Genomic DNA, 25,943 nt, shown 5'->3' with positions numbered 1-25,943 from the left:
GCCGGGGAGGCGCCCCACGCGCACGGGCGGGCGTGACGGAGTCGCCCTCGCCACAGCGAACACATATTCGAATACACAGGTACGCTGAAGGCATGGCCATGCATCACCTTCAGGGCTCCCTCTTCGACCAGACCGACGAGGTCCGGCTCGGGTCGCTGCGCGGGACGCGCCGGACCTTGCTCGGCGACGGGGCCTGGCTCGATCTGCTCCCGGGGTGGCTGAGCGGGGCCGACGCCCTGTTCGCGCGGCTCGCCGCCGAGGTCCCCTGGCAGGCCGAGCGCCGGCGGATGTACGAGCAGGTGGTCGACGTGCCGCGACTGCTCGCCTTCTACGGGTCCGACGACCCGCTGCCGCACCCCGTACTGGCCGAGGCACGCGCGGCGCTCTCCGCCCACTACGCCGACGAGCTCGGCGAACCGTTCACCACGGCCGGGCTCTGCTACTACCGGGACGGCCGCGACAGTGTGGCCTGGCACGGCGACCGGATCGGCCGCGGCCGGCGCGAGAACACCATGGTCGCCATCCTGTCCGTGGGGGAGCCGCGCGACCTGTTGTTGCGCCCGCGGCGCGGTGGCCGCAGCGTGCGACGGCCGCTCGGCCACGGCGACCTGATCGTGATGGGTGGCTCCTGCCAGCGGACCTGGGAGCATGCGATCCCCAAGACCGCACGGGCGGCGGGTCCGCGGATCAGCGTCCAGTTCCGGCCGCACGGCGTGCGCTGAGGACGGGGTGCCGCCGCAGATCGCACACCGTGGGAGAGGTGCCTCGGCGCAGCGCACGGGCCCCCGAGCCGAGACGGCTCGGGGGCCCGCCAACTGCCGAGGCGGAATGCTCAGCGACGGTGGTGGCACACCAGGCGCTCGCGGTGCCAGACCCTGACCCAGTGGCCTCCGTGGCGCACGCCGTGCCGGTCGCGCCAGGCCGGGCGCCAGACGCGGGTCCAGTGTCCGCGGACCATGTGACACCGTCCGCGGTCGACGTGTCGGGTGGCTGTGTGGTCGCCGTGGTGCGACGGCGTGGCCGAGGCGATTCCCACCGAGGAGAGGACGGTGCCTCCGGCGAGGGCAACGGTGGCGGCGCCGAGAGCGAGGGCGCGCTTGAATCCGTCAATCATTGAGGATCGTGCCTTTCTGCATTGCCATGGTGCGAGCTGCCCTGCCGACGGCCGGGCAGGAATGACCATGCACCTGCGGCGCCCGCCAAATCCGGTCAACACCAATGGCTTTACGCAATGCATACAGAATGCGGAAGAAAGCAGCATCTCGCTTATCTGCCGTCACTTCCGGCTCAAGCCGACGGGAATTCGTCCAGGAGCGCCACGATCGCTGCATGACCCGTTTCCCCGCACCCGGACCGCCGCGCCGGGCCGCCCGTATCGGGCCTGACGCCGGCGCCCCGGCCATGCACAGCCCTTTCCCGGGAAATGAGCCTCCGGGGGAGAATGCGTCGGCCTCTCCGTCAAGTCGCTTGGAAATATGCGCAGTTCGCGGAATGCGCGCGGGCAGCGCAGACCACGGCGGAGGCCCGTATTCGGCACCCGCGAGCTGTCGCCCCCGGACGGCAGCCGCCCCCTCCGATCCGCCGTACGGGTCCCCGGCCGCAGGGGGCACGCCGACCCCGGCTCCTCGGACGCTGCTGCTGCCGCCGTCCGCGGCGCCGACGGCGGGCGCCCACGGCCGTACAGGTGATTCCTGCGGACCCGTGGCCGGGTGGGCGCAGTGCTGCGCGCGGCGGCAGGCCAGAATGGCTCCGCGCCGCCGTGCCACGCCCTCAGGCCGCTTGTGGCGCCGACACCCATGAGGGCGGGGCGCCCCGTTGGCCCACCCCCACCAGAGGTGTTGAGTTGAAGCACAGAAGTGCACCTACGCCCCGCACCGTCATCGTCGGTGCCGGTGTGATGGCCCTGATCGCCGCCACACTCACCCTGCAAAGCGCCGAAGCCGCTCCCGCCCGGGGCCCTGACCCCCAATCGGCAGACGCCGCCGTCCAGCGCGCCAAGGCCATCAGCGCCGCCCTCGGCGCTCGCGGCGCCGGCGCCTATTACGACGCCGGCAAGCACCGGCTCGTCGTCAATGTGACCAATGAGGCCGCCGCGGGCACGGTCCGGGTGGCCGGCGCCGAGCCCAGGGTCGTCAAGCATTCCCTCGCCGCATTGGAAGCCGCCCGCGCGACCCTCAAGCAGAAGGCCACGATTCCCGGTACGTCCTGGGCCATGGACCCGAAGACCAACCGGGTGATCGTCGTCGCGGACCGCACCGTCCGGGGCCGCAAGCTGCGGCAGCTCACGACGGTCGTCGCCGGCCTCGGTGACCGCGTGGCCCTCCATCGGTCGGCGGGCCGGCTCCAGCCGCTGATCGCCGGTGGCGACGCCATCTGGGGGAGCGGCGCACGCTGCTCGCTCGGCTTCAACGTCACCAAGGGCGGAAAGCCGTACTTCCTGACCGCCGGGCACTGCACCAGCGCCATGCGGAGCTGGTCCGACGAGCAGGGCGGACCCGAGATCGCGGTGACGGATTCCGGCAGCTTCCCCGGTGACGACTACGGGCTCGCGCGGTACACCGACGACGACATCGAGCACCCCAGCGAGGTCGACCTCTACGACGGTGACACGCAGGAGATCACCGAGGCCGACGACCCGATCGTCGGCCAGCAGGTGGAGCGCAGCGGCAGTACCACCCACCTGCGGGAGGGCGAGGTCCTCGCGGTCGACGCGACGGCCAACTACCAGGAGGGGACGGTCAACGGCCTGATCCAGACCAATATCTGCGCGGAAGCCGGCGACAGTGGTGGCGCGCTCTTCGACGACGAGACCGCGCTGGGCCTGACCTCGGGCGGCCGGGGCGACTGTGCCACGGACGGGCAGAGCTACTACCAGCCGGTGCGCGAGGCCCTGGAGGACACCGGAGCACACGTCGGCTGAATCGTCGGCACGTCGGCTGAACCGCCGGCACGATGGCGAAGCGCAACGCCCTGCTGCACGACGTGCTGTGCAGCAGGGCGGCCTTCCGCCGGAGGGGGACGGGCCGCGCCCCCCGATGGGGGCGCGGCGGTGGTGGTCAGCGGTCCTGGGAGAGGGCGTACAGCTCACCGAGGAGACTGCCCTCCTGGGCGATCAGCTCGTCAAAGGTGCCCTGTTCGCGGATTCCGCCGTCATCGAGGACGATGATGTGGTCCGCCATCTTCACGTTGTCCAGCCGGTGGGTGACCACGAGCGTGATGCGGTCGGCGGCCATCCGGCGCAGTGAGTGGAAGAGCTGGTGCTCGCCCCGGGCGTCCATTTCGCTGGTGGGCTCGTCCAGGATGAGCAGTCCGGGCCGCCGGTAGAGGGCCCGGGCACAGGCCAGCCGCTGCCACTGCCCGCCGGAGAGTTCGTGTCCGCCCCATACGGAGCGAGCCAGCAACGTGCCGAGCCCGTCGGGCAGTTGGCGCAGCACATCGCCCATGCCGACCTCCTCGGCGGCCCGCCAGACCTCCTCGTCGTGGTGGTCATGGGCGTGCGGCTGGCCGAGGGTGATGTTCTCGCGGGCGGCCAGGGGCCAGTGGCCGTTCTTCTGCGGTACCAGCCCGACGTGCCGCCAGACGGATTCGGCCTCGACTGTGGCCAGATCGGTGCCGTCCCAGGACACCGTGCCGTGGGTGGGCAGGGTCAGCGCGCTGAGCAGCCGGACCAGTGTCGATTTGCCCGCTCCGTTCGCGCCCACCAGGGCGATGACCTCGCCGCGCCGGAGCGTGAGGGAGAGGGCGTGCAGCGCCGGGGAGGTCTTGTTCGGGTAGGTGTAGGAGACGTCGTCCAGTCGGATTTCCTTCGGCGCGGTGACCGTGGCGGTTCCGCGCGCGGTGGTCAGCGTGCGTACCTCGGCGAGGAAGTCGTGATAATCGCCGAGGTAGAGGCCGTGATGGAACATCACCGCGCCGTACCGGATGATGCTGTTGAGGGCGCGGCCCGCCGTCTGGGAGGCGACGATGGCGGTCCCGGCCAAGGCCAGGGCCATCTGGCCGGTGAGGACCAGCGCGGCGAGCGACGCCCACATCCCGAGCGTGAAGAACCCCGAGAGCGCCGCGGCGACCAGGGTGATCCTCAAGTACGGTCCGGCGCCCGCCAGTTCACGCCCCTCCACCCGGTCGCACATCGTCCGGTACCAGGAATACAGATAGCTGCGCATGGTGTTGGCGCGCAGCTCGTCGGCGAGTTCCGAGGTGGTCAGCCACCAGCGCATCATGCCCCGCACATTGCGGGCGGAGAGCGTACGGTCGTGGACCCGGTAGTCGATCCTGGCAGCGATCACTCCGCCCAGCCCGCGGGGGATGACCGAGAGCATCAGCACACCGAGCAGCAGCGGATGCAGCACCGTCAGGACGGATGCCGCGGAGAGCAACTGGACCAGCCCGTTGGTGAGGGTCTTGGCGTCGTCGGCGAGGTCCATGGCACGCAGCGCACCGATCTCGGCGGCCTGACTGCGGTCCTTGAACCCCTCCTGGTCGTAGGCCGACAACTCGGCTCGCATGTGCAGATCGACGATGGTCAGGTCGGCCGCCGAGGCGACTTGAGGGTTCAGTCGCCTGGTGGCCCAGTCGGCCAGGATCCAGGCCGCGGAACCCACCGCCATGGCGACCCCGGCGACGATCAGGGCCGGCATGGCCGCGTGGAACTTCGCTGCCGCCGTACCGCCCGCGACCAGGGGCTTCATGGCTCGTGCGACGGCGGTGAGCATCACGGCGGTGCCCAGTCCTGACAGCAGTTGGCTGACGAGGATGGTGAGCACCATGCGCCGGTCGACCGACCAGGCGAGCCGGGCGGTCTGGAGCAGCGCCGCGGGCACCCGGCGGGCCATCTCCCGCAGTGTCGCGTCGTCCATCGCACGGCGGTGCCGGCGCCCGTTGTAGTCCAGCTCCGGCGGCGGCGTGGTACGTGGCAGCTCGCGCCGGGCGGTGGGGACGGACGGCCGGCCGACGGACGGCCGGTGGTCCGTCCCCGGAGTGTCGGAAGCGGTGGCGCGGGCGGGTGGCAGGTGGTGGCTGAAGGTCCGTTTCATGTGAGGTCCCCCGTCGTCGGTCGAGTCAGCGTGCGGCGGCCGTACGGCGAGCCGGGCCGGAGCCCGGCCCCCGCGCGCGGCCTCGCGGGAGGGAAGCGCCGGCTACTCATGCCCACCAACGCGGTGACGGGCGTGCTGACCCGAAGCAGTGGCGCGCGGCGGCGTCAACCGTGAGCCGGCCCGTGGAGGCGAGGCCGGGAGCGTTCTCGAACAGGGCGTGAGCACGGGTGAGTACAGGTACGGGATGCACGATTCCTCCAGGACGGAGAGGGTGGTACTGACAATCGAGAAAACGGCCCTGATCGGTGCCCGTAACGGGGATTCAGGGGCGAATCATCGAATGCGAATTCGACATGGAGGTGTAAAGCCAAGCGGGAGTTCGGCGGCGTGTGAGAGCACCGCGTTCGATTCACTCGTGAGGGTTTGGGTCACTCTTGTGGGGCATTGCGGGTGCGGTGCCGGAGGAGAGAGCTGCCGACCTGGAGGACGTCAGCCGCATCCGGTGGTGGCATCCGGGCCGGGCGGCGACGCCTGAGAAGGCCCGGGCGATACGCACGTTGCGGGCCGCCCGCGAGGTGCGCCAGCCCTTCATGCCGGCTTCTCGCAGGCGGAGCTCCCGGCGCGAGGCGGGGCGGCGGGGGTGGTCAGTCGGCGAAGCGGCGGACGTAGCGCTTTTGCCAGGGGGTTTCGACGGCGTGGGCGTCATAGTGCCGGCGCACGAACTCCACGGCCTGGCCGGCCGGTACGCCGTCCAGGACCGCGAGACAGGCCAGGGCGGTGCCGGTGCGCCCACGGCCACCGCCGCAGGCGACCTCCACGCGTTCGCCCTCGGCACGGGCCCACGCCTCGCGGAGGGTCGCTTGCGCCTCCGTACGGTTGCTGGGCAGCCGGAAGTCCGGCCAGCGCAGCCACCGGACTTCCCAGGGGAGAGGAGGAGGCTGCTTGCCGAGAAGGCAGACGGTGAAGTGCGGCGTCGGTCCGTCCGGCAGCGGTCGGCGCAGCGCGCGCCCCCGGACCAGACGTCCGGAGGGAAGCCGCAGAACTCCCGGGTCGCTCGCTCTCCAGGTCTCGGTCACCCGCTCACTGTAGTGCCGGGCGGGTGTACGGCGGTCGCCCCCGTCGCCCCCGATGCCCTTCTTCGGCAGCCGGCCCGAGCTCTCCTGGACGTACCGCCGCGCTCTGGGCCGTACTCCTCGCAGGAGTTGGTCAACTCACCTGTTCGGAGAGGGAGTTCGCATATCACGGCGCATAAGGGCGAACTCAGTCGATGAGGGCGTGCGTCAGACTCATCAGCCGTTCCCGGGCCCGGGGGTCGTATGCCTGGTCGTGCGCCCGGGTGTCGGTGAAGCGGTCGAAGTAGCGGCCCGTGGTGGATTCGAGGTCGGGGTCGAGGAGCAGGCGTACGGTTGGCCGCACTCCCTCCTCGACGCCCACGGCGGGCGTCAGTCCGTAGGCGCGCACGCCCTCGGTGTCCATCAGATGGGCCGGGTGAAGGGTGTTCACCGTGACACCGGTGCCGTCGAGTTCGGCGGCCAGCTCGAACGTCGCCATGATCATCGCCAGCTTGCTGCGGCAGTAGGCGCGCAGTCCCTCGTAGTCGTGCTCCAGCATGACGTTGTCGAACTCGATGGCCTCCTGTCCGATCGACGCGACATTGACCACGCGGGCCGGGGCCGAGGCGATGAGCAGCGGGAGCAGATCGCGGATGAGGGCGTAGGGGGCAAGGTGGTTCACGGCGAACCGCAGTTCATGGCCCTGCCGGCTCAGCTCCCGTCGCAGCGGCTCGGCGCCCCCGCCCGCGACGGCGTTGTTGACCAGTGCGTCGAGCCGGGGCTCGGCCGCGCGGATCCGGGCGGCCATCGCATGGACCTGGTCGAGGTCGGCCAGGTCGGCGAGGTAGGTGCGGACGGTGGTGTCCGGCGCGGCGGCCCGCACCTCCTCCGCGACGGCATCGAGACGAGTGCGGTCGCGGCCGTGCAGCAGCAGGGTGCCGCCACGGGTGGCCAGGTCGAGCGCGATACCGCGGCCCAGGCCCTGGGTCGCGCCGGTGATCAAGGTGGTGTGTGGGCTCATGCCCGTGATCATGACCCGACGGCTCGCTGTACGGGAGTGTGCGCTGAGCCTGGTGTTGCGACCACCAGCCGCCGTCGTACCCGGTGAGAAGGCGACGGATACCGCCTCGCCCGCCGCCAAGTTCCTTTCCATGGACGGAATGTGGGCTCCGTTGGGTTCGGACGACGGCGCGTGGATACTGTCCTGATGTTCTCGGACGCAGATGCCGCCGCGCTGTATGACCTGCTGAATCCGTGGGAACCCGACAGCCGGCCCAGCGATCGCTTCTACGACGAGTTGGTGGGGGCCGCGGACTCGGTGCTGGACGTCGGCTGCGGGACCGGCGCCATGCTGCACTGGGCGCGCGAGCACGGTCACACCGGACGTCTCGCCGGCCTCGACCCGGACCGTGCCGCGCTTGCCCGGGCCCGGCGTCGCGCCGACATCGAGTGGGTCGAGGGCACCGCGGCGGACGCGGCACGGCAGGCCGCGTTCGACCTCGCGACGATGACCGGTCACGCCTTCCAGTGCCTGGTCAGCGACGACGAATTGCGGGCCTCTCTTGCCGCGATCCGGGCGGCGCTGCGCGCGGGTGGCCGCTTCGCCTTCGAGACACGGCACCCGCAGGCCCGCGCCTGGGAGGACTGGAACCCGTAGCGCTGCCGGACGGCCGACGGCCCCCTCACCCCAGATAGGCCGGCGCCAGGGCGGAGGTCATCAGCCGGCGCGGGGTCCCCTTGCCGTTGGCCGGGACGGTCCACAGGTCGGAGCCGTAGTCGCCGGCAAGGGCGTAGACCAGGGTGGAGTTGTTGGCCCACAGTGCCTGGTCGTCGAGGGAGCGGTGCTCGGCGGTTGCGGTTTCGGTCATGGTGCGCAGGTCGAGCACGTACAGCCGCCAGGGGGCGTCGGAGGAGGCGTGGGCCACCCGCTTCTTGTACGCGAGGCGGGTGCCGTCGGGGGAGAGGGAGGGGCATTCGACGTTGCGGTGCAGGGTGGTCAGGGTGCGGGCGGTGACATCGCCCCGGACGAGATAGGTCCGGCCGCCGGTCGCCAGGGTGGCGTAGAAGCGGTGGTCGTCGGCGAAGGTGACGCCCCAGATGTTGATGTCGGAGGCGTGGTACGGCCGGCCGTCCTTGGTGACGGCGAAGGACTCCAGGTTGGTGTCGATCGCCCAGGTGCGGGTGTCGACGAGGGCGGTGCGGGTGGAGAAGTTCGTGCCCGCGTAGGAGTCCCCGCTGACGAAGACGGTCCATGCGACCAGGTGGCCGGACGGCGAGACCCGGGCGCGGGTGGGGATGCCGGCGGCCGGGAAGCGGTGGCGTTCGTGCAGATGGGAGTCGAGGACGACGGCCCGGTAGGTGTCCTGGAGGGCGCCGTGCTCGGCCTGCAGGCAGATGCCGGTGCCCGCGGCCGCGTGGAAGCGCAGGCACTTGACGCCGGAAACGGTGCGCGGCCCCGCCGGCCGGTCGGCGGGTACGGCGGCGATCTCGTCACGGTGCGGGCCCCAGGCGAGGTTGCGCACCAACAGCTCACGCCCGCCGGACGGTTGCAGCGCGACGGCACCGGTCCGTACCGGCGGACCACCCGCCTGGTCCTGGTCGCGCGTGCCGGACCGGTCGGCGGCACGCAGCACCGCCACGGTGCCCACCGTCCCGAGCAGGACAACGGCGGCCAGCAGGATGACCAGGCGGGTGGTGCGGTTCATGCGGACACCTCATCGTCGGTACGGAGCGCGAGCGGGCCCGCACGGCGCCGGCGGCCGGCACGGTGGCGATCCCGGCGAGCACCAGGAGGGCAGCCCGCGAGTTGAGCGGTGGTGGCACCAACTGGCTTGCCACCGGCTGGAGTTCAGTGGAGCTCCCGGCCCGGCACCTCCAGTGATGCCCGGCCGGGGCACCGGCCACACCGGTACGGGGACCGGTGCGTGACGCGTCGCGGCACGGCCGACGGCCGTGCCGCGGCCACCTGCGTCAGTTCCAGATGCCGGTGATGTCGGAGGCACCCGCGGCGTTGCCGGCGTGGGTGGTCAGACCGGCCAGGTCCTCCACCGTGCGCAGCAGGTTGTAGTGGTTGTAGGTGGTGCTGACGGAGCTGCCCGGAGCGACGTGCTCTCCGTACAGGACCGTGGGGATGCGGTTGCCCGACTGCTTGTTGTCCTCGTCGAAGGTCACCGCCAGGACGCTGTTGTGGGTCTTCGCCCAGGTGGCGTAGGCGTCCAGATTGTTCTTGAGCCAGGTGTCGCCGGTGGACACCGAGCAGTCGTGCATGTCGTTGCACAGGTTCGGCACCACGAAGGAGACCTTCGGCAGGGTGGTGAAGTCCGTCGGGAACTGCGTCATGGTCTTCGCGGTGCTCGTCGGCACGTTGGAGAAGCCGAACCAGGGGTTGTGCTTCTGTGCGTACTGGCCGCTGCTGCACACCGTCGAACCCTGGCTGGGCAGCGACTCGTTGTAGCTGGCCCAGGTCTTTCCGGCGGCGATCAGCTCGGAACCGAGGTTGGCCGCGTTCAGCGAACCGACGCCGACGCAGCTGTCGTCGGTACGACCCTGGTTGGAGCCGGAGAAGAGCATGTAGTAGTTCGGCTCACTGGGGTGGGTCAGGGCGAACGACTGGGTGAGGTTGGCGCCACCCGCCTTGAGCGTGTTGTTGATGTACGGCGCGCTGGAGCTGCCGATCACCTGCGAGTACGCGTGGTTCTCCAGCACCACGACCACGACGTGGTCGGGGGCCGGAAGACCGGCGGCCTGGGCGGTGGAGCCGGTGGCCGCCCACAGGCCGAGCGAGGCGGCGGTGAGGGCCATGGCCCCGGCCAGTGCGGTGAGGGTGCGACGACGGCGAGGGGGAGCCTGGTGGTCGGTCATGACTGTCCTCCTGGACAGAAGTGACGAGCGCGGGGGGTGGGGCGCCGTAACCTTAGAAGCCGTGCGGGCTGTCGGCCGGGTCCGGTAAGTGAAGACCAGAAGAACGCTTGCCCCACCACAATCGGCCATGTACGGCGCGCACTTCCCGCCACGGCCGGGCCGTGGTCAGCCGACGGCGCGGGCGATGAGCAGGGCGGCATCGTCGTAGTCGTCGGGGTGCCGCAGGGTGCGCAGGAGGTGGTCGCAGGTCTCCTCCAGACTCAGCCGGGGGGTGTCCAGCAGGCCGAGCAGCACCTGGAGCCGGGTGTCGATGTCCTGGTCCCGGGTTTCGACCAGGCCGTCGGTGTAGAGGACGAGTTGGTCACCCGGGGCCAGGGCGACGGTGGTCGCGTGGAAGGTGACGTCACCCACGCCGAGCGGGGCACCGGTGGGCAGCTCCAGGAGTTCGGGAGCCCGGCCGGGCCGGACGACAACGGGGGGCAGATGGCCGGCGGTGGCGATGCGGCACTCGCCGCGGTGCGGGTCGTGGACGGCGTAGACGCAGGTCGCGATGGCCTGTTCCAGACCGGTGCTGCTGCGGTCGACGTGCTGGAGGACCTGCGCGGGGTCCAGCCCGAGATCTGCCAGCGCGCGGGTGGTGTTGCGCAGTTGGCCCATGGTGGCGGCCGCGTTGATGCCGCTGCCCATCACATCGCCGACCACCAGGGCGGTCTTGTCGTCGGCCAGCGGGATCACGTCGTACCAGTCGCCGCCGACCTCGCTGGCCGCTCCGGCGGGCTGATAGCGGGAGGCGATCTCCAGCCCCGGCTGGGACTCCGGACGCTGCGGCAGCAGGGTGCGCTGGAGGGTGAGGGCAGTGGTGCGTTCGCGCTGGTACCAGCGGGCGTTGTCGATGGACACCGCGGCCCGGTTGGCCAGCTCGCCGGCCAGCACGAGGTCGTCGTCGTCGAACGGCAGCGGATTGCGCAGGCGCTTGAGATCGAGCGCGCCGAGCACGGTGCCGCGGGCGATCAGCGGCACCGCCATGTACGAGTGCAGCCCGGCACGGGCCAGCCGGGCGGCGGCCTCCGCGTCGCGGGCGATCCGCGGCAGCTCGTCCGGGGTGACATGCGGTACCAGGACGGGGGTGCCGGTGGTGACACATCGGGTGACCAGCCGGTCCGCCTCGTAGCGGGCGGGTTCGCCGACGGGGTCGGCGGCGGCGACCGCTTCCGTGTCGTAGGCCGCCGCCACCGCCAGCGCACGGAACACCGACGGTCCGGCCGTGGAGGCTTCCGGGCCGGGGTAGGGGTGCAGGGTGGTGTCGAGGATGTCGACGGCGGCCAGGTCCGCGAGGTCCGGGACGACGATGTCGGCGAGCTCCCGGGCGGTCTGCTCAAGATCGAGAGTGGTGCCGATGAGCACCGAGGCATCGGCGATGAGCGCCAGCCGCTGGCGGGCGTGGTACGCCTCGGTGGCCGCCCGGTGCCGGTCGGTGACGTCGATCACCGATACGGCCACCCCCAGGAGGGTGCCGCCCGGAGCCTCCAGCCGGTAGTACGACGCCGACCAGGCATGATCGTGGTCGGGGTCGGCGGGGGTCCGGCCCACGACCGACTGATCGACCTGCGGGACACCGGTGGCCAGCACCTCGTGCATCACCGCCTCGACCGCCTCGGCGTCGAGGAAGGGCAGCGCCTCGCGGACCCGCAGGCCGATGTGCGCCTCGGCGGGAATGCCGTTGATGCGCTCCAGCGCCGGATTGACGGCCACGTAGCGCAGGTCGGTGTCCAGCACGGCCAGACCGATGGGCGACTGCGAGACCAGACGGGTGGAGAGCGCCACATCCCGCTCCACCTGGCGCAGGGTCTCCTGGTCGGTCGCGAGCCCGAGGGCGTAGACGTCGCCGCTGCCATCGGTGAGCCGCATATTGCGGAACTCCAGCAGCCGGGTACTGCCGTCCTTGTGCCGGACGGGGAAGATCCCGGCCCAGGTCTCCCCGCTCTCCATCACCTGGGCGAACAGCTCCAGCACCCGGTCGAAGTCCTTCTCGGCCACCAGCAGCCGGGCCGCGTACCGGCCGAGCGCCTCCCGCGCGGTGTAGCCGAGGAGCTGCTCGGCCTGCGGGCTCCAGAGCACGATCCGCCCGGACGCGTCGAGGACGACCGCCGCGACGGCCAGCACGTCCAGCAGGCCACGGGGCGGCGGCGGCCCGGCCGAGAAGCGGCCCTCGGACGGGCCGCGATCGGCCGGGATCCCCTCGGTGTCCATACCAGCCGCTCCTGATACCGCCCGCCGCAACGACGTACGGCCCCTCTGGCGTCGATCACCCGACACCCCTGAAGACCAGGGGTGCCTTCATCCTCTCTCGACACCGGTGGCTCCCGCAGCTTCACCGGGCGGCGCCCGGACGACCCGCCGGACCCGCCGCGGGCTGACCGGCCCGCGGCACGCCCCCTCCGCGCGGCGTCCCCGGTCAGTGCGCGGCCGGTTCCTCCGGGGCGACGGTGACTTCGGCGACGGCCCCGCCGTCGGGCGCGTTCGCAAACCGCAGCGTGGTGCCGAGCACCCGGGCCTGCCCCATGGCGATGGTCAGCCCCAGACCGTGCCCGGTCTGCTTCCCGCCGCCGGGCCGGCTCCGGAACCGCTGGGGGCCGTGGGTGAGCAGCTCCTCGGGGTAGCCGTCGCCGTGATCCCGTACGGTGATCACCGGCCCGTCCACGGTCACCGTCACCGGCGGACGGCCGTGCTTGTGCGCATTGCCGACGAGGTTCCCCAGGACGCGCTCCAGCCTGCGCTGATCGGTCTCCACCCGGGTGTCCCGCACGACCCGCACCTCGGCCGCCAGCCCCGTGGCCCGGACCGCGCGCTCGGCCAGCGGCCCCAGCGCATGCACATCGAGGTCGGCGCGCTCCACCTCCGCGTCGAGCCGGGAGATCTCCAGCAGGTCCTCGGTCAGCCGGCGCATGGCCCCGACCCGTTCCTGCACCATTTCGGTGGGCCGGCCGGGCGGCAGCAGCTCGGCGGCCGCATGCAGACCGGTGAGCGGAGTGCGCAGCTCATGGGCCACATCGGCGGTGAAACGCTGTTCACTGTTCAGCTTGGTCTGCAGACTCGCGGCCATCGCGTCGAGCGCGGCGGCCACGGCGGCGGGTTCGTCCCGCGCGTACCCCGGGCGCAGGCCGCGGGGGTCGTCCACCCGGGCGTCGAGATCCCCGTTGCTGATCCTGCGCGCCACCTGCGCGGTGCGGTGCAGCCGACGGGTGACGCCCGAAGCCGCGTACAGCCCGACGAGCAGCGTCAGGAAGATCGCGACGGCCGCGGAGCCGATGATGGCGCGGTCCAGCCCCTGAAGGACCGCGGCCCGCTGGGTGTAGTCCTGGCGGACGGCCAGCGCGGTGCCGTCGGCCGGCGCCACCGCCCACATCACCTGCTGGTCGCCGTGCCGGCCGAGCTGGGTGCCGCGCTCGCCCCGCCGCGCCATCTCGCGCAGCGCCGGCGGCAGATCCGGGGGGTTCACCGCCGCATTGCGGCCGAGGGACTCACCGTCGACGTACGCCTCGACGGCCGTGTCCAGCTCGACCAGGACCGCTTCGCGCGCCTGGTCCGCGGTCTGCCGGCCGACCAGGACATGGACCAGTACACCGAGCACCGTGGCGAGGAAACAGCACATGACGACGGTGAAGAAGGCGGCCTTCCACCGCAGCGTCGCCGTCCACGCGAACAGCCGCCGGCGCGCGGACCGACCGGCGCTCACGACGCGCTCTTCGGGGACGCGGTCCGAGCGACCTCATCGAATTCCATGACCCGGAGGATCATGGACTGGGTGCGCTTGTCCCAGGAGTAGACCGTGCGCATGTCGTAGCCGGGCGTCCCGGTCGGCTCCCGCAGGATCACGTCCCCGCCGGTCACTTCCACCGACAGCGGTGTGGTGTCGGCGTCCATGATCCGGGTCACCACTCCGTCCTTGAGCGTGAAGACCCACAGCGCCAGGACGTGGTTCGTGGCTTCGATGCCGACGATCAGCTCGTCCTTGCCGTCGTCGTTCAGATCCCGGTACTGAGGAGCCCGTACGGGGCACCGCTTCCGGTCCGTGGCACAGTGCTCGATCTTCTCCGTGACGGCCGGGTCGAACTCCGGTGAGCCCTTGACCTCGGAGCCCGCATGGACCTGCGCCTTGACGATGGTGAGCAGCGGCACCGTGCGGATGTCACCGGACCGGACGCGGGGCACCCCGCGCAGCGGCGAGGGCCGCTCGCGCGCACCCACCTCGTCGGTGGAGGGCTGCGGGGCCGGCGAGCGGTCGGGCCACAGCCGCGCGGGAGCCGAGGCGGCCGCGGTACGCCCCGCGCTCTTGGGCTCTCCGGTCCCTTCCGTGCACCCGCTCAGCAGCAGGCCCCCGACCGCCACGCCGAGAACCGGCGGCAGGACCCGTATACGACCGGGAGCCGGCCGGGAGCGGGGGAGGGACACAGCATTTCCAGTCGGTTCAGCGGGAAGGTCATGAGACACACGATGGTGGCTGCTCACTATTGCAGCAATCCCGCGGAAGTGTAACGAAAGGATATGCCGTGACAAAGGGCGCGCCCGCCCGGCGGATTTCCGTGACCGTGACCGGGCAAACGCGCTTCGAAATGCTCACAGGTCGGCCCGGGGGCCTGCCGCCCTCCAGGGGCGGAATGGACCGGACGCCGTTCGGCGAAGCAGAACTCGCTGAAAAGGGGAGGGTGCCGAGGCGTCAGAAGCCCCGGCACCCGGCATCATCCACGGCCAACAGCCGCTCCACCGCCCTCACTTGAGGGGCACCGAGCCCGTCTTCGTGCCCGGAGGGTCGGAATCAGTACCAGTCCGTGCACACCATGTTGCCGTTCCGCCGTTCCAGACAGCCCCAGGCCTTGATGCCCTTGTCGTTGACCATGGCGGTGTACGCGGAGGTCCGGCCGGCGGCCACCTTCGCCGCGTAACACGAGGGGTGCCGGCAGGCAGCACCGCGCTTGTTCCGCGCCTCGATACGGTCACCGGCCCGCGCATGGGTCACGCGCACCCATGCCGCACGACAGGTGGGGCTGTACCGCAGTTCGAGCAGCGGGCCGAGCATCGCGTCGCGGCGGACGGTGCGCGCATGACGGTCGCAGCCGGTGCTCGACGGGCTCTTCCCGGCGCAACCGCTGCCCGAGCACTGCGCGGTGACCTCGGCGGGAGCCGCGTACACGGGCACGGTCAGGGATCCGGTCATCAGGAGGGCGGCGGCCGCGGTGACCGCGAGGCGTATTCGGGTGCTCATGAGGTCTTGTCCTCCCGTCACAGGTAGGTGATGTCCCAGTGGCTGCTCTCCCGGGCGTAGATGTTGCCCGCGGAGGACTTGTACATGGGTGCGCCGTCCCCGCGCCTGCCGGCGTACCGGAAGGCGTGCTTGATGTAGTTGGTGACACAAGCGGTCGGGGCGATGTCGACCTTGTAGCCGTTCCAGTGGCTCAGCCTGCCCGACGCATGACCGGTCTCGGTGCCGCCGGTGATGGTGACCGCACAGTGACTGGCACGCTTGAAGGTGATGATCCCGTTGACCGTGCCGGAGTTGATCCGGGAGAAGGACGTGCACCGGCGGTTGTTGCGGTCCGAGCAGTGACCGCTGGAGGTCCAGCTGATGCCGGCCGCCCGCAGCTTCCGGGCGGCCTGGGCCTGGGTCAGCTTCGTACCGCTGGCGGCCGCGGCGTCCGCGGTGACGAGGGGCGCGACGACCGCGACCGCGGTCAGCGCGACAGCGGCAAGGCGGCCGCGGGCAGACAGGTGTGTGGACAGCATCGAGTTCCCTTCATGAGGACGGTTCGAGGCGGGCACGGCCGGACTCGCACCGCGGGGACCGTCATCGGACGGCCGGTACGAGCCGGACCTCGCCGCTCACCTCGCCACCGAGCATGTCGCCGGGGCGGCCGGGGGAACACCGTCGCCGGCCAGGAAGGGAACGCGTGGGACGCCATGGGCGCTGAGCTGCTGGGACGTCGGGGCCCCTGAGGAGATCGTGGGACGGCGGGCGCCCTTCGCGACGGGAGCGCCGCGGCGCCCGCCGCCCGTTCCGGCACGGAAAGGCGAGCCGGGTGCCCGTACGTCCTTCGGGCACCCGGCTCGCCTCCGGCCGGCGGAGTTACTCGGCCACGTAGGTGCAGCCCGTCCAGACGAATACCCGGAGCGTATGACCGTCCTGCCGGACCCGTTCCGCCGTCGGCTCGAAATGCTCATAGCGGTTTCCGCAGAGCAGCTTGAGCGGGGACGTCATGTCCGGCACATAGCGCACCCGCTCCTCTTCTGCGACGTAGGTGGTGGGGCCCCCACGAAGCAGTGCGTTCATTTCGTTCATCAGCATGGTCAACTGCCCTTCTTCGAGCCCGTCCGACTGCGTAACGACCGATTTTCGGGGTGACGAACCGCTGCCGCCATTGGAGCAGCGCGATGCTCGGGAAACCCCTAAAGGGCCGGACTCCGGGCACCGCCGGCCGGTGTGCTCCACCGGCACCGACGCCGGCCGTCGGCCCGCGCTGCCGAACGGCTCCGCACGACGCGGAAAGTCTGGGCATTTCCCCGGGACTTGAGGTGTGGCCGGTCGGTGCGGTGGTTCCGTCCGGCCACGCGCTCTAGTGTCGGGCCCTGCAGCGCCGTGAGGTACTGCTCCACGCCGAAGCCCAGCGAGGCGCATCCTCACCGGCGCACAGACAGGAGACACCGCGATGATCGACGAGTTACTGCCGGAGACGGTCTCCGCGGTGGAGCTCTTCGGTGAACCGCCGGCCGGGGCGCTCCTGCCCGAGGAGGAGTCGCACGTCTCCCGCGCGGTCGACAAGCGCAAACACGAATTCGCGGCGGGCCGCTGGTGTGCCCGCCGGGCGATGGCCGGGCTCGGCGCGCCGCCCGTACCGATCCTGCCGGGACCGCGCGGGGAACCGCGCTGGCCGTCCGGGCTCGTCGGCGCCGTCACCCACTGCGAGGGGTACGCCGCCGCGGTCGTCGCACGGTCCACACAGGTGCGCGCCCTCGGCGTCGATGCCGAGCCGGCGCAGCCGCTGCCGGATGGGGTCCTGGAGGCCGTGGCGCTGCCCGGGGAACGCGCCGGGCTTCCCCACGGCCCGTCCGGTGCACGGCCGTTGCCCTGGGACCGGATGCTGTTCAGCGCCAAGGAGTCCGTGTACAAGGCGTGGTTCCCGATGACCGGGCGCCCGCTGGAATTCGAGGACGCATTCCTCTCCTTCGACCCGGACGACGGGACCTTCACCGCGCGGCTGCTGGTGCCCGGATGGCCGCTCGGCGACGAGGTGCTGACCGGCTTCCAGGGACGCTGGGCCGTGCGGGCGGGCCTGATCGTGACCTCGGTCGTCGTCCCCGCCGCCCACGGAGGGCCGACGAGCCCGGCGCACGGGTCCGGGGCCGCTACGGACACCGCGCGGTGACCGGCCGCTGCGCCCCGGCCGCCATGGACCGGGGACGGCCGAGCACGGTGAGAGGGCGGACCGCTCCCCGCGGCACGGCGCCCGGACGCCCTACGGCCGCGACGTCACTTCGCCGCCCGTTCGGGGTCGAGGAACGCACCCAGGCCCCGGCGCCCGGACACCCCGAGCTTGCGGTACACGGACGTCAGATGCTGCTCGACGGTGCGCTGGGTCACGAACAGCTCCTCGGCGATCTCCCGGTTCGTGTCCCCCACCGCGGCCATCCGTGCCACCTGGGCCTCGCTCGGGGTCAGCGACTCCACCCCGCTCGACGTGACCCGGCGCGGACGGGCACCGGTGGCCAGCAGCGCGTCATTGGCCCGGACGCGCAGCCGGGCCGCGCCGAGCGAATACGCCAGATCGAGCCCCTGGCGCAGCGTCTCGCGTGCCGACTCCGTGTGTCCGCACGCATGGAGCGCGGAGCCGTAGTCGACCAGCGTGTGCGCCAGTTCGAGCCGCGCCGGGGAACCGTCGAGGGCGGACAGCGCCTCCTCCAGCATGCCTAGCTTCCGGGGGCCGCTCTCGGTCGTCGCCAGGAGCCGCAGACCGGCACCCAGCGCATCGGTCAGCCGCCCCTTCCGGGCGCGTTCCACCGCGTCCTCAGCGAGTTCCCGGGCGGGCGAGAGCGCCCCCAGCGCGAGATGGGCACGGCCGGCCCACGACCACCAGGACGACACGGCGGGACTCGTCCGGGTCCACTCCTGCTGCCGTCTGCCGGCTTCCAGGAGATCCGCCAGTGCCCCTTTCGGATCCTGATGAGCGAGCCGCAGCCGCCCCCTCGCACACAGGAATTCGTTCCACTGCCAGGTGTCCAGACTCGTCGACGGGAAGGCCTGGGAGGCCGCCGCATCGGCGCCGGGGAGGTCACCGCAGTCGATCAGCGCATGCACCTGGGTCGCGACCGGCAGCGCCAGCGTGCGGCCCCAGTGGCTGGGCGGCACCACATTCAGCGCCGACCGGGTGGCCGCCAGCGACTCGGACAGCGCCCCCAGCCGGTACCGCGCCTCGGCCCGCAGCGACAGGCACAGGCCGTACAGCAACAGCCGCTGGCTCTGCCGGGTGGCGTCGAGGATGCGCTGATAGGCGGCGTCCGCCTCGTCCGGCAGCCCCGCGTACAGCAGTGCCGTCGCCGCCGTGGTCAGGAAGAACGGCGAGTCGATACCGGGCACGCTGCTCTCCAGCACCCGGCGGGCCGCGGCGGCCGACTCCTGAGCCCGGTCCGCGCGCACCGAGCACAGGCCGGCGCCCGCGGCGATCAGGGCCCGCTCACCGGGGGTGTTGCCGGGCCGGCTGATGTCGAACGGATACTCCCGCAGGGTCACCGCGAGGCTCTTGAGGTCCTCGGCCGACGCCATCAGCCGCTGCCCCTCCAGAAGGCGCTGCAGATCGGCGTCGTGGACCGACGGAGCCTGATCGGCGAGCAGCCGCACCGCCTGGAGGGACTGCCCACTGCGGACCAGGCCGCTGGCCAGCGAACTGAGCACACGGAAGCGCAGCGACGGCTCATGGACGTGGGGCAGTGCGGCCTGCAGATGCCGGACGCTCGCCTGCGGGTCCACGCTCGCCTCGGCCAGACCCAGCTCCACCAGGACCGAGGTGTCCTCCGGCGGCTGCCCCTGCGCGGGAAGACAGCGCCGCAGCAGATCCACCGCCAGCGCCGGGGCGCCACGGAACGACGCCTCCCGGGCGGCTTCCCGCAGCACGCTCACCGCCCAGTCCTCGGTAGCCGGCAGGGTGGTCAGCAGCAGATGGCCGGCCACCTGCTCGACCCGCGCCCCCGCGTCCAGCAGCAGACGGGCCGCGCGCTGATGCGCCTGCGCGAGCTGCTCGGGCGCCAGGTCCGCCACGATGACTTCCCTGATCAGCCCGTGGTTGAAGGACCATCTCCGGCCGTCGTCGACCTCCGAGACCAGTCCGTTGGAGCGCAGGGCCCGCATCGCGGCCGAGTGGGTCGCGTCATCCAGCCCGGCCAGCCGTGCGCACACCTCCGGAAGGGCGTCGTCGCCCATCACGGCCAGGGCGAGGGCCGCCGCCGCGGTGGACTCGGGCTGACTCTGCAGGACGGCCCGCACCGCCTCGTGCAAGAAGGCGCCGTCCTGCGCGGAGATGTACTGCAGACTGTCGACCGTGGGCGGCCGGCCGCCGAGCCGCAGCACGCTCAGCAGGGAGTGCACGAGCAGGGGGATACCGCCGGTGATCGCCCGGCAGGCCTCGTGGAACTCGTCGTCCGCCTCATGGCCGAAGACGGTCTTCACCAGATGGCCGACCCCGTGGCAGTCCAGCGGACCGGGCCGCAGCACCCGGCAGAGCGGCTGTCCCGCGATGTCACCGAGGAGCGCGGCGTCCGTCGCCTCGTCGCCGGTGCGCTGGGACAGCACCAGCAGAATGGGCAGGCCCTCGATCCGGCGGGCGAGGTGGGTCAGGAAGCGCAGCGAGGCCATATCGGCGCAGTGCGCGTCGTCGACCACGATCACGAGCGGCGCCTCCGCCGCCAGATTGCAGGTGAACCAGTACAGCCCGTGCAGCACGGCGTACGACATGTCCTCGCTGGACAGCATGGCGTCGCCCGGCAGCGTCTCACCGCTCAGCGCCTGCGCGGCCGACCGCGCACTGCCCGCCAGCAGCCGGGAGAGCCGCGGTTCGTCGAGGGTGGCCAGCAGCGGTTCGAAGAGCTGGCGCACGACACCGAACGGGAAGTCGCGCTCCAGCGCGTCACACCGGGCCTCAAGTGCGTGCAGATTCTCGGTGGGGAGTGTGGCCACCAGCCTGTCCAGCAGCAGACTCTTCCCGATACCGACGACGCCCTCCAGGAGCGCGATACCGCCTGATCCGGCGCGGGCGTCCTGCACGAGGGCGGAGAGAGAGGCCATCTCCTCCTCGCGGTTGACGAGCGTCAACCGGTCCCGTTGGCATTCGAACGCGTCGGTGGGTATCCCGTCGGTCATCGGGAGTCTCCTCTGTCCGCATCTGCACCCGGCACGGTCGTGCCGGGCAGTCCCCTACGGGCAGGGGTGCAGCATCCGCGCGGCCGCCGGCCACCGGCCGCTCCGCCCCCGCACAGCCCCCGCGTGGTCCGCGGCGGCGCCCCTGCGCACAGAAATGCTGCCGGTCCATGGCTGTGTCTTCGCCCTCTCCCCGTAGGGACACTTTCTCCAGTTTCTCCTATATGCGGTGAACAAAAGACCTCCGCGGGTGCCCGGCAGGCGAAGCTTGGGCGAAGAGGTCTCCCCGGGGCCACATGGGCGCCGTGCCGCAACGCGCCGACTGCCCGTACCTGGGCCGGGACATCTCCCCTCGGGGGAATGTGCCCGGGCCGGCGGTGACGTCAGCCCGGGCGACGACGCTTTCCAGCTGAGCTGACTCTAGCCCGAGCGCCCGGCCAGGAGTGAGACCCGTGCACGGTGCGGCTCGACGGACTGCGGTGACGCCAGTGGTGCTCTGCGGCCGCAGCGGCGGGGGCGGCGCCGACCAGGGCGCGAAAGAACTTGACGTTGCAACAACTGGCCGTGAAGAGAAGGCGAATGGGCCGGCTACCGCGCGTAGTCGCCGGTCGTCGCAACGCAACACCGACCCGCAACGCAACACCGGCTCCGTGAGGAGGGGGATTGTCCACACGGAGCCGGTGTGCTTCCGGCCGGAGGCGTAGGCCGGCCTCGTCGCCGTCCCAGCAAGGCCCTCGGAGCGCGGGGGCCCGGGTCCCGAGGGCGGCGTCGGCGACATTTCCATTGTCGTCAAAGGCAGTTGAGGAATTCCCTACATCCGAGGAGTGGTTCCCGCGCGGGGAGGAGGAACGGCCGCCCTGGTGCACGGAGATCGGGCGCCGGGGGAACAGAGAGGGGGCGCCCCATCGGGGACGCCCCACTGTGCTGCCGGCCGTGCTGAAGCCTTATGAGGCCCGGGAGTTGGGCATGCCCGGAGCGGTCCGGGCGCCGGGTACGGTCGGCGATGTGCGAGGCACCGAGGCCTCGCGTCGGGAGGCGGCCGCGGTGCGCGGCCGGGGAGCGTCCGCCCGGCGGCTGCGGCTGCGGCGGTTGTCGGTGTCCTTCACGAACTCGGGGAGGACCCTGGGCGGCCAACTGCCAATGGTGAGCATCCCCATGGAGTGCGCCCGGGCGACCAGCGCGGCGCGGTTGGGCGCCTTGAGCCGACGCAGCATCAGGCCGACGTGGTACTCCACGCCCTGCCTGCTGAGGTAGAGCCGGGCGGCCAGTTGGACGGTGGAGGCGCCGCTCGCGACGCCTTCGAGGATCTGCGCGTCGAGTTGGGTGAGCAACTGCCTGCGGCCGGCCGGCGCGTCATCCTGGCCGGTGGGCGAGGCCGACTCGTCGTCGGGCCGCACGACCACGACGAAGGACGGTGCCTGTTCCGATTCGCTGCGCACCGCTATGCCGGTCAGTTCGCCCGAGAACGGCACCTCCTCGCCACGGATGCCCACCATCCGTTCCACGAACCGTGCGCGGTGCCCCTCTGCCAGGCGGGCGAAGTGCCGGTTCAGCAGAGCGGGAGCGCTGGGGTGCAAAAGCGAGTAGAGGCTGCGTCCACACGCTTCGGTGGAGTCCTGGCCGAAGAGCCGGAAGAACTCCGCATCGGCGGCCACGATCGCCAGCGTGGCGTCGAGGCTGGCCATACAGGCTTGTTGGTGCTCAAGCGGGCGCCGCCCCGCCGCGAGGGCAGGCTGATCGGGCCCGCGCGGCGTGTGGGAGGTCGGGGGGTGAGGGGCCGCCGCCAGAGGCATCGGGTCGGCGTAGTGCTGGGATGTCAAGGGAGCTACCGTCTTTCTGCGGTCGACGCGCCGGAAAATACGCCGTCGAATGAGGCATTGGTCGTCCCCGCTCCTTCGGTCCACGGAGCGAAGTGCCTTTCTTTGCATTGGTATTCCGCTGCTCCGAGCCTAGGAACGCCACATCCCGGGAGTCAACGCGACATGTGGCAAATAGCAAAACACTGTGGTGTCTGGGTTCGGTGGTTCGGTGTCAATACGGTGCGGTAGCAATAACTCTTTGTCATGACCGGATTGTTGAGAGAGGCCGGCGCCGCTCGGCGGCGCCGGCCGATACCACAAAGACGAGGGCGGGGCGGGTCAGGAAGGGGCCGCCGCGCCGGACGAGTCGGGCTGCCGGTCGAGTTCTTCCAATACGGCGCCGAGATGCGCGCGACCCGGAATTGACATCTTGCGGTAGCAATTCGTCAGATGCTTTTCCACGGCGCGGCACGTGATGTTCAACTCGTCGGCGATCATCTGGTTCGTCCGCCCCGAGGCGGCCTGCTCGGCGACCTTCCACTCCGCGGGGGTGAGTTGACCGCGTGCGGTCTCCGGGTCCGGCGGTGCGCCGGCGAGCAGTTCCTCCGCCCGGCGGGCCAGCCAGGGGGTGTCACACCCGACCGCCTCCGCGTGGGCCTGACGCAGCGCCGCACGGCCACGGGCGTCGGCCGGGCCGAGGTGCTCGCCGAGATCCAGCAGGGCCTGGCACAGCTCGAAGCGGTTGGCGGACACATGCAGTACGTCCACCGCCTCCCGCAGCACCTCGACGCTGCCCGGGCCCTCGACCATGTGGCTGTGCACGCGCAGCGCCCGGCCGAGCGGTCCCGGCGCACCCCAGGCACGGGCCCGTTCCACCTCCAGCGCACTCAGCTCCCTGGCCTGCTTGTGATCGCCGAGGTAGAGGTGCAGGAACGCGGCGGCCGAGGCCCAGGGCAGCAGCGCCGGATTGAGCCATCCGCACTGCTCAAGACGGCGCCCGGCGTCGAGGAAGCAGCCCAGTGCGGCGTCCAGATCGCCCTTCCGCGCCGCGCTCTGCCCCTTCAGCATGGCCAGCCCCGACCACACGTAGGGATCTTCCTCCGCCCGGTATTTGACGGCGATCAGCCGGTCGGCGAGCTGGTGGTCGCCGGTGAGGATCGCGCAGGCGGCGAGGGTCATCGACGACAGGGTGAAGACCTCCTCGTGCTTCGCCCCGGCCAGCTCGAAGGCCGCGAGCGCCTGCTCCTTGGCCTGGGTCAGCCGGCCACGGGCCAGCGAGACGAGCGCCCGCTCGGTGCCGATCATCGCCCGCTCCACGCGCGTCTGCCGACCCGCCGCGTTCTCCTGGACCGCACCGAGCCAGGAATCCAGCTCGTCGACGGAGTCCGCGGCCACGAGGCTGGCCACCACCAGCGGCATCGTGGTGTGCACATGCGCGGGCACGGTCGGCTCGTGCTGGAGGACGCGGTTCGCCACCCGTGCCACCTCATGGGCGGGCAGCGCGTTGGAGAACGTCGCGGCACCCAGCAGCGGGGCGAGCAGCTCCCGCTCGGCCACGGTCTCGGTCCTCGGCTCGGGGCCCAGACCGACGAGACGGGCCACGGAGTCGGCCAGTTGCTCCGGCTCCGGCAGCGTCGACTGCCGGACACGGGCCTCCAGGCGCAGTGCCAGCTCCCGGTCCGATCCTTGCAGCCGCTCGCCGGGCCCCAGCGCGTCCGCCGCCTCGCGCAGCAGCTCGTGGACGGGCAGCAGCGTCGAGGCGAACGCGCTGGGGGCCAGCCGCACCACGGCCTGCGCGCGCTGAATGGGTCCGTCGCACAGCAAAACGGCCTGGGCGATGTGCCGCACGGAGGCGTACGGGGCGAAGCTGCGTTCCGCCGTGGCCAGGTCGATCAGCAACTCCGCCCGGTAGTTGTCCGGTGAACTATCCATCAGGGCCCGTCGCAGATAGCCCGCGGCGACCTCGGGCGCGCCCCTGCGCTGCGCGGCGAAGGCAGCCGCGCGCAGCACCTCGGTGGCCCAGGTGTAGGTCGGTGTCGTCAGGGTCATCAGATGCCTCGCCACCTGCTCGGGCGGCAGGCCGGCCCGGTGCAGTGACTCGGCGGCCAGCGCATGCATGACGGTCCGCTCCTCCAGGGGGATGCCCTCCGCCACCGCCGACTGCACGAGGGCGTGGACGAACCGGGGGAGCCGCATGCCGGTCGTCAGGCCGAGATCCGTCAGCTGTCGCAGGGCATGATCCAGCCCGGCGGAGTCCACCTCGGCCAGCCTGGTCAGCAGCTGGGGGTGCGTGGCGTCGCCGAGCACGGCCACTGCCCGGGCAACCCTCCTGACCTGCTTCGATCGCGCGTCCAGGCGGCGCATCAGCCGGTGTTGCAGCGAGGCCGGCCGGAGCGCGGCCACCGCCTCGGCGTTGTCCGCGGTGGGCCGGAGGCCCTGGGGCGCCGCATCCGCCAGCAGGCAGCTCAGGAACAGGGGATTGCCGCCGGTGGCCCGGTGGCAGGCCGCCGCGAACGCCTCGTCCGGCGCTTCCCCGTAATACCGCCGGATCAGCTCGTGGGTGTCCTGCAGCGCCAGGTTTCCGGGGCGCAGGGTGTGCGTGGCCTGTCCGACGATCTCCTGGACCGCCGGATGTCCGGTGAGGGTCTCGCCCTCGCGGACCGCACACACCAGCACGACCGGCAGGTCGGCCAGCCGCCCGCTCAGGTGTCGCAGCCACGCGAGGGTTGCCGGGTCCGCCCATTGCAGCTCGTCGACGAGCATGAGAACGGGCTGGTCGCTGGCCATGTTCGCAAGGAGTACGGTGAGGCCGCCCAGGACGGTCTCGGACGGTCCGACGCCGCCGGGCAGGCCGGCGTCGAGCGCGCAGCGCGCCGGGCCCGCGGCGCCCGAGGTCCATCGCTCCCGCGTCTCGGGCGAAGCGTCCCGCAGCGCCGGTTCCAGAAGCTGGCGAGCGGCTCCCAGGGAGAAGTCCCGCTCCATCGGGGCCGCGCTCACCCGCAGGTGCTGGGCTCCCTGCGCCGCGCCGAGTGCGCTGATGCCGTCGAGGAGCGCTGATTTGCCCACCCCCAACGGACCGCTGACCAGGACCAGAGCACCCCGCCCGCTTCTCAGGGCGGCGGCCGTGAGGTCCAGTTCAGTATCGCGGTCCAGCAACATCAGGTTCAGATCCCTTCAGACCGCGAGCTGTTGTCGCGGCGGCGTGTGCCGAGGGTGTCGCACGCGGTGTGGGCAAGCGGGGAGCGGTACCGGGGATCTCCCGACCGCGCGCCGTCGGCGCACAGGGTGCGTAGGGCTACGGACATGCCGCCGTAGGTGGCGCTGGAGGAGGGGCAGGAAGCGCAAAAATCCGGCTGGGCAGTGCGGTCGAGGCAGCCTGCTGGGGTTTTTTGCCGCTCACGCCGAGCGCCCGGCGTGGATTGCGGTGAGCTGGTTTCTGCTGTGCTTCCTGGCGGCGTTCACCTTCCAACGGCAGTGCGGTTCACGGGTATTTCGTCATGCGCTGCGTTCAAGGTTGCCACATCATTCTGAGAACCCTTCTCAGGGGCCGGGAACGGTGCGCTGCGGCAACAATCGGAGGCAGGCCCGGGCGCATCCCGGAAGGGCCGGGCGGAAATACTCGGCGGTAGCCTCTCCGGGGAAAGGAATTTGACTGCGAACGGCGTCCCTCATGAAAGTTTTCGCGGACGGTCCGGGCTCGGTGCGGCTTCGGGCTCCGAGCAGCGCCGGCACCGTGGATCGCACGGTGCGGGCAAAGCAGAATTCCGTCGGGGAGACTGCCGGGTCGTAACGGTGTGAC

General features: G+C 71.5%; 20 protein-coding genes. 4 read left to right on the top strand and 16 right to left on the bottom strand.

Translation table 11 applies throughout. The features are described from left to right. The first annotated feature begins 92 nt into the window (after positions 1–92). Positions 93–722 (top strand): alpha-ketoglutarate-dependent dioxygenase AlkB, encoded by a 630-nt coding sequence (locus EST54_RS09255; RefSeq protein ID WP_129246923.1) that lies wholly within the window; start codon positions 93–95, stop codon positions 720–722. A gap of 110 nt (positions 723–832) precedes the next feature. Here the strand turns inward: EST54_RS09255 and EST54_RS09250 are convergent, their stop codons facing one another. Both EST54_RS09250 and EST54_RS09245 read right to left on the bottom strand, forming a co-directional pair. Continuing rightward, positions 833–1,114 (bottom strand): hypothetical protein, encoded by a 282-nt coding sequence (locus EST54_RS09250; RefSeq protein ID WP_129246921.1) that lies wholly within the window; start codon positions 1,112–1,114, stop codon positions 833–835. Next, a complete protein-coding gene (locus EST54_RS09245; protein WP_129246919.1) occupies positions 1,107–1,331 on the bottom strand; it encodes a hypothetical protein in 225 nt (74 codons plus the stop codon). Before EST54_RS09245 ends, EST54_RS09250 begins: the two co-directional genes overlap by 8 nt. A gap of 512 nt (positions 1,332–1,843) precedes the next feature. On the opposite strand from EST54_RS09245, the gene EST54_RS09240 reads away from it, so the two are divergent. Then, positions 1,844–2,920 carry a S1 family peptidase gene (locus EST54_RS09240; protein WP_372448116.1) on the top strand — a complete coding sequence of 359 codons (1,077 nt, stop codon included), beginning with the start codon at positions 1,844–1,846 and terminating at the stop codon, positions 2,918–2,920. A gap of 136 nt (positions 2,921–3,056) precedes the next feature. On the opposite strand, the gene EST54_RS09235 is transcribed toward EST54_RS09240, so the two are convergent. From EST54_RS09235 to EST54_RS09225, 3 genes are all read right to left on the bottom strand, one after another. After that, positions 3,057–5,033 carry an ABC transporter ATP-binding protein gene (locus tag EST54_RS09235; protein WP_239012526.1) on the bottom strand — a complete coding sequence of 659 codons (1,977 nt, stop codon included), beginning with the start codon at positions 5,031–5,033 and terminating at the stop codon, positions 3,057–3,059. 644 nt (positions 5,034–5,677) lie between these two features. After that, positions 5,678–6,109, bottom strand: a complete 432-nt coding sequence (locus EST54_RS09230; RefSeq protein ID WP_129246917.1) for a protein-tyrosine phosphatase family protein — start codon at positions 6,107–6,109, stop codon at positions 5,678–5,680. 184 nt (positions 6,110–6,293) lie between these two features. Then, positions 6,294–7,106 (bottom strand): SDR family NAD(P)-dependent oxidoreductase, encoded by an 813-nt coding sequence (locus EST54_RS09225; protein WP_129246915.1) that lies wholly within the window; start codon positions 7,104–7,106, stop codon positions 6,294–6,296. A 186-nt stretch (positions 7,107–7,292) separates the two neighbouring features. Between EST54_RS09225 and EST54_RS09220 the strand changes: the two genes are divergently transcribed. Continuing rightward, positions 7,293–7,742 (top strand): methyltransferase domain-containing protein, encoded by a 450-nt coding sequence (locus EST54_RS09220; RefSeq protein ID WP_239012525.1) that lies wholly within the window; start codon positions 7,293–7,295, stop codon positions 7,740–7,742. A 25-nt stretch (positions 7,743–7,767) separates the two neighbouring features. Here the strand turns inward: EST54_RS09220 and EST54_RS09215 are convergent, their stop codons facing one another. The 8 genes from EST54_RS09215 to EST54_RS09180 form a co-directional block, all read right to left on the bottom strand. Continuing rightward, positions 7,768–8,790, bottom strand: coding sequence for a TolB family protein (locus EST54_RS09215; protein ID WP_129246913.1), 1,023 nt, complete (start codon positions 8,788–8,790; stop codon positions 7,768–7,770). Between the two features lie 265 nt (positions 8,791–9,055). Continuing rightward, positions 9,056–9,946 (bottom strand): alkaline phosphatase family protein, encoded by an 891-nt coding sequence (locus tag EST54_RS09210; protein ID WP_129246911.1) that lies wholly within the window; start codon positions 9,944–9,946, stop codon positions 9,056–9,058. Positions 9,947–10,111: 165 nt separating this feature from the next. Continuing rightward, complete coding sequence (locus EST54_RS09205; RefSeq protein WP_129246909.1) at positions 10,112–12,196, bottom strand: SpoIIE family protein phosphatase; 2,085 nt, start codon at positions 12,194–12,196, stop codon at positions 10,112–10,114. 205 nt (positions 12,197–12,401) lie between these two features. Next, the gene (locus EST54_RS09200; protein WP_129246907.1) at positions 12,402–13,682 is read right to left on the bottom strand and encodes a sensor histidine kinase; all 1,281 of its coding nucleotides are present in this window, start codon (positions 13,680–13,682) and stop codon (positions 12,402–12,404) included. Then, positions 13,679–14,335 (bottom strand): hypothetical protein, encoded by a 657-nt coding sequence (locus EST54_RS09195; RefSeq protein WP_244942481.1) that lies wholly within the window; start codon positions 14,333–14,335, stop codon positions 13,679–13,681. Before EST54_RS09195 ends, EST54_RS09200 begins: the two co-directional genes overlap by 4 nt. 427 nt (positions 14,336–14,762) lie before the next feature. Then, positions 14,763–15,209: a DUF2690 domain-containing protein gene (locus EST54_RS09190; RefSeq protein WP_129246905.1), complete on the bottom strand. Its 447-nt coding sequence runs from the start codon at positions 15,207–15,209 to the stop codon at positions 14,763–14,765. Between the two features lie 17 nt (positions 15,210–15,226). Next, complete coding sequence (locus EST54_RS09185; RefSeq protein WP_129246904.1) at positions 15,227–15,727, bottom strand: hypothetical protein; 501 nt, start codon at positions 15,725–15,727, stop codon at positions 15,227–15,229. Positions 15,728–16,067: 340 nt separating this feature from the next. Further along, positions 16,068–16,286, bottom strand: a complete 219-nt coding sequence (locus EST54_RS09180; protein ID WP_129246902.1) for a DUF5988 family protein — start codon at positions 16,284–16,286, stop codon at positions 16,068–16,070. 361 nt (positions 16,287–16,647) lie between these two features. Here EST54_RS09180 and EST54_RS09175 point away from each other — a divergent pair, with 361 nt between their 5' ends. After that, the gene (locus EST54_RS09175) at positions 16,648–17,364 is read left to right on the top strand and encodes a 4'-phosphopantetheinyl transferase family protein (protein ID WP_129246901.1); all 717 of its coding nucleotides are present in this window, start codon (positions 16,648–16,650) and stop codon (positions 17,362–17,364) included. 104 nt (positions 17,365–17,468) lie between these two features. Here EST54_RS09175 and EST54_RS09170 read toward each other — a convergent pair whose 3' ends face one another. The 3 genes from EST54_RS09170 to EST54_RS09160 form a co-directional block, all read right to left on the bottom strand. Further along, positions 17,469–20,348: an ATP-binding protein gene (locus EST54_RS09170; RefSeq protein ID WP_129246899.1), complete on the bottom strand. Its 2,880-nt coding sequence runs from the start codon at positions 20,346–20,348 to the stop codon at positions 17,469–17,471. A 941-nt stretch (positions 20,349–21,289) separates the two neighbouring features. Continuing rightward, positions 21,290–22,138: a helix-turn-helix transcriptional regulator gene (locus EST54_RS09165; RefSeq protein WP_275416012.1), complete on the bottom strand. Its 849-nt coding sequence runs from the start codon at positions 22,136–22,138 to the stop codon at positions 21,290–21,292. 345 nt (positions 22,139–22,483) lie between these two features. Further along, the gene (locus tag EST54_RS09160; protein ID WP_129246896.1) at positions 22,484–25,303 is read right to left on the bottom strand and encodes an ATP-binding protein; all 2,820 of its coding nucleotides are present in this window, start codon (positions 25,301–25,303) and stop codon (positions 22,484–22,486) included. Positions 25,304–25,943: the final 640 nt, after the last annotated feature.

The organism is Streptomyces sioyaensis (genome assembly GCF_004122735.1).
Lineage (GTDB): Bacteria > Actinomycetota > Actinomycetes > Streptomycetales > Streptomycetaceae > Streptomyces > Streptomyces sioyaensis.
Note: the sequence above shows the minus strand (reverse complement) of the source record. Positions and strands in the feature narration are given on the sequence as shown.

Bases quoted from the DNA above. Each gene is read 5' to 3' on its own strand.
- EST54_RS09215 (WP_129246913.1), bottom strand. From the start codon at position 8,790: ATGAACCGCACCACCCGCCTGGTCATCCTGCTGGCCGCCGTTGTCCTG.
- EST54_RS09250 (WP_129246921.1), bottom strand. From the start codon at position 1,114: ATGATTGACGGATTCAAGCGCGCCCTCGCTCTCGGCGCCGCCACCGTT.
- EST54_RS09220 (WP_239012525.1), top strand. From the start codon at position 7,293: ATGTTCTCGGACGCAGATGCCGCCGCGCTGTATGACCTGCTGAATCCG.
- EST54_RS09185 (WP_129246904.1), bottom strand. From the start codon at position 15,727: ATGCTGTCCACACACCTGTCTGCCCGCGGCCGCCTTGCCGCTGTCGCG.
- EST54_RS09225 (WP_129246915.1), bottom strand. From the start codon at position 7,106: ATGAGCCCACACACCACCTTGATCACCGGCGCGACCCAGGGCCTGGGC.
- EST54_RS09245 (WP_129246919.1), bottom strand. From the start codon at position 1,331: ATGCAGCGATCGTGGCGCTCCTGGACGAATTCCCGTCGGCTTGAGCCG.
- EST54_RS09210 (WP_129246911.1), bottom strand. From the start codon at position 9,946: ATGACCGACCACCAGGCTCCCCCTCGCCGTCGTCGCACCCTCACCGCA.
- EST54_RS09165 (WP_275416012.1), bottom strand. From the start codon at position 22,138: ATGCCTCTGGCGGCGGCCCCTCACCCCCCGACCTCCCACACGCCGCGC.
- EST54_RS09205 (WP_129246909.1), bottom strand. From the start codon at position 12,196: ATGGACACCGAGGGGATCCCGGCCGATCGCGGCCCGTCCGAGGGCCGC.
- EST54_RS09160 (WP_129246896.1), bottom strand. From the start codon at position 25,303: ATGTTGCTGGACCGCGATACTGAACTGGACCTCACGGCCGCCGCCCTG.
- EST54_RS09175 (WP_129246901.1), top strand. From the start codon at position 16,648: ATGATCGACGAGTTACTGCCGGAGACGGTCTCCGCGGTGGAGCTCTTC.
- EST54_RS09255 (WP_129246923.1), top strand. From the start codon at position 93: ATGGCCATGCATCACCTTCAGGGCTCCCTCTTCGACCAGACCGACGAG.
- EST54_RS09235 (WP_239012526.1), bottom strand. From the start codon at position 5,033: ATGAAACGGACCTTCAGCCACCACCTGCCACCCGCCCGCGCCACCGCT.
- EST54_RS09170 (WP_129246899.1), bottom strand. From the start codon at position 20,348: ATGACCGACGGGATACCCACCGACGCGTTCGAATGCCAACGGGACCGG.
- EST54_RS09190 (WP_129246905.1), bottom strand. From the start codon at position 15,209: ATGAGCACCCGAATACGCCTCGCGGTCACCGCGGCCGCCGCCCTCCTG.
- EST54_RS09180 (WP_129246902.1), bottom strand. From the start codon at position 16,286: ATGCTGATGAACGAAATGAACGCACTGCTTCGTGGGGGCCCCACCACC.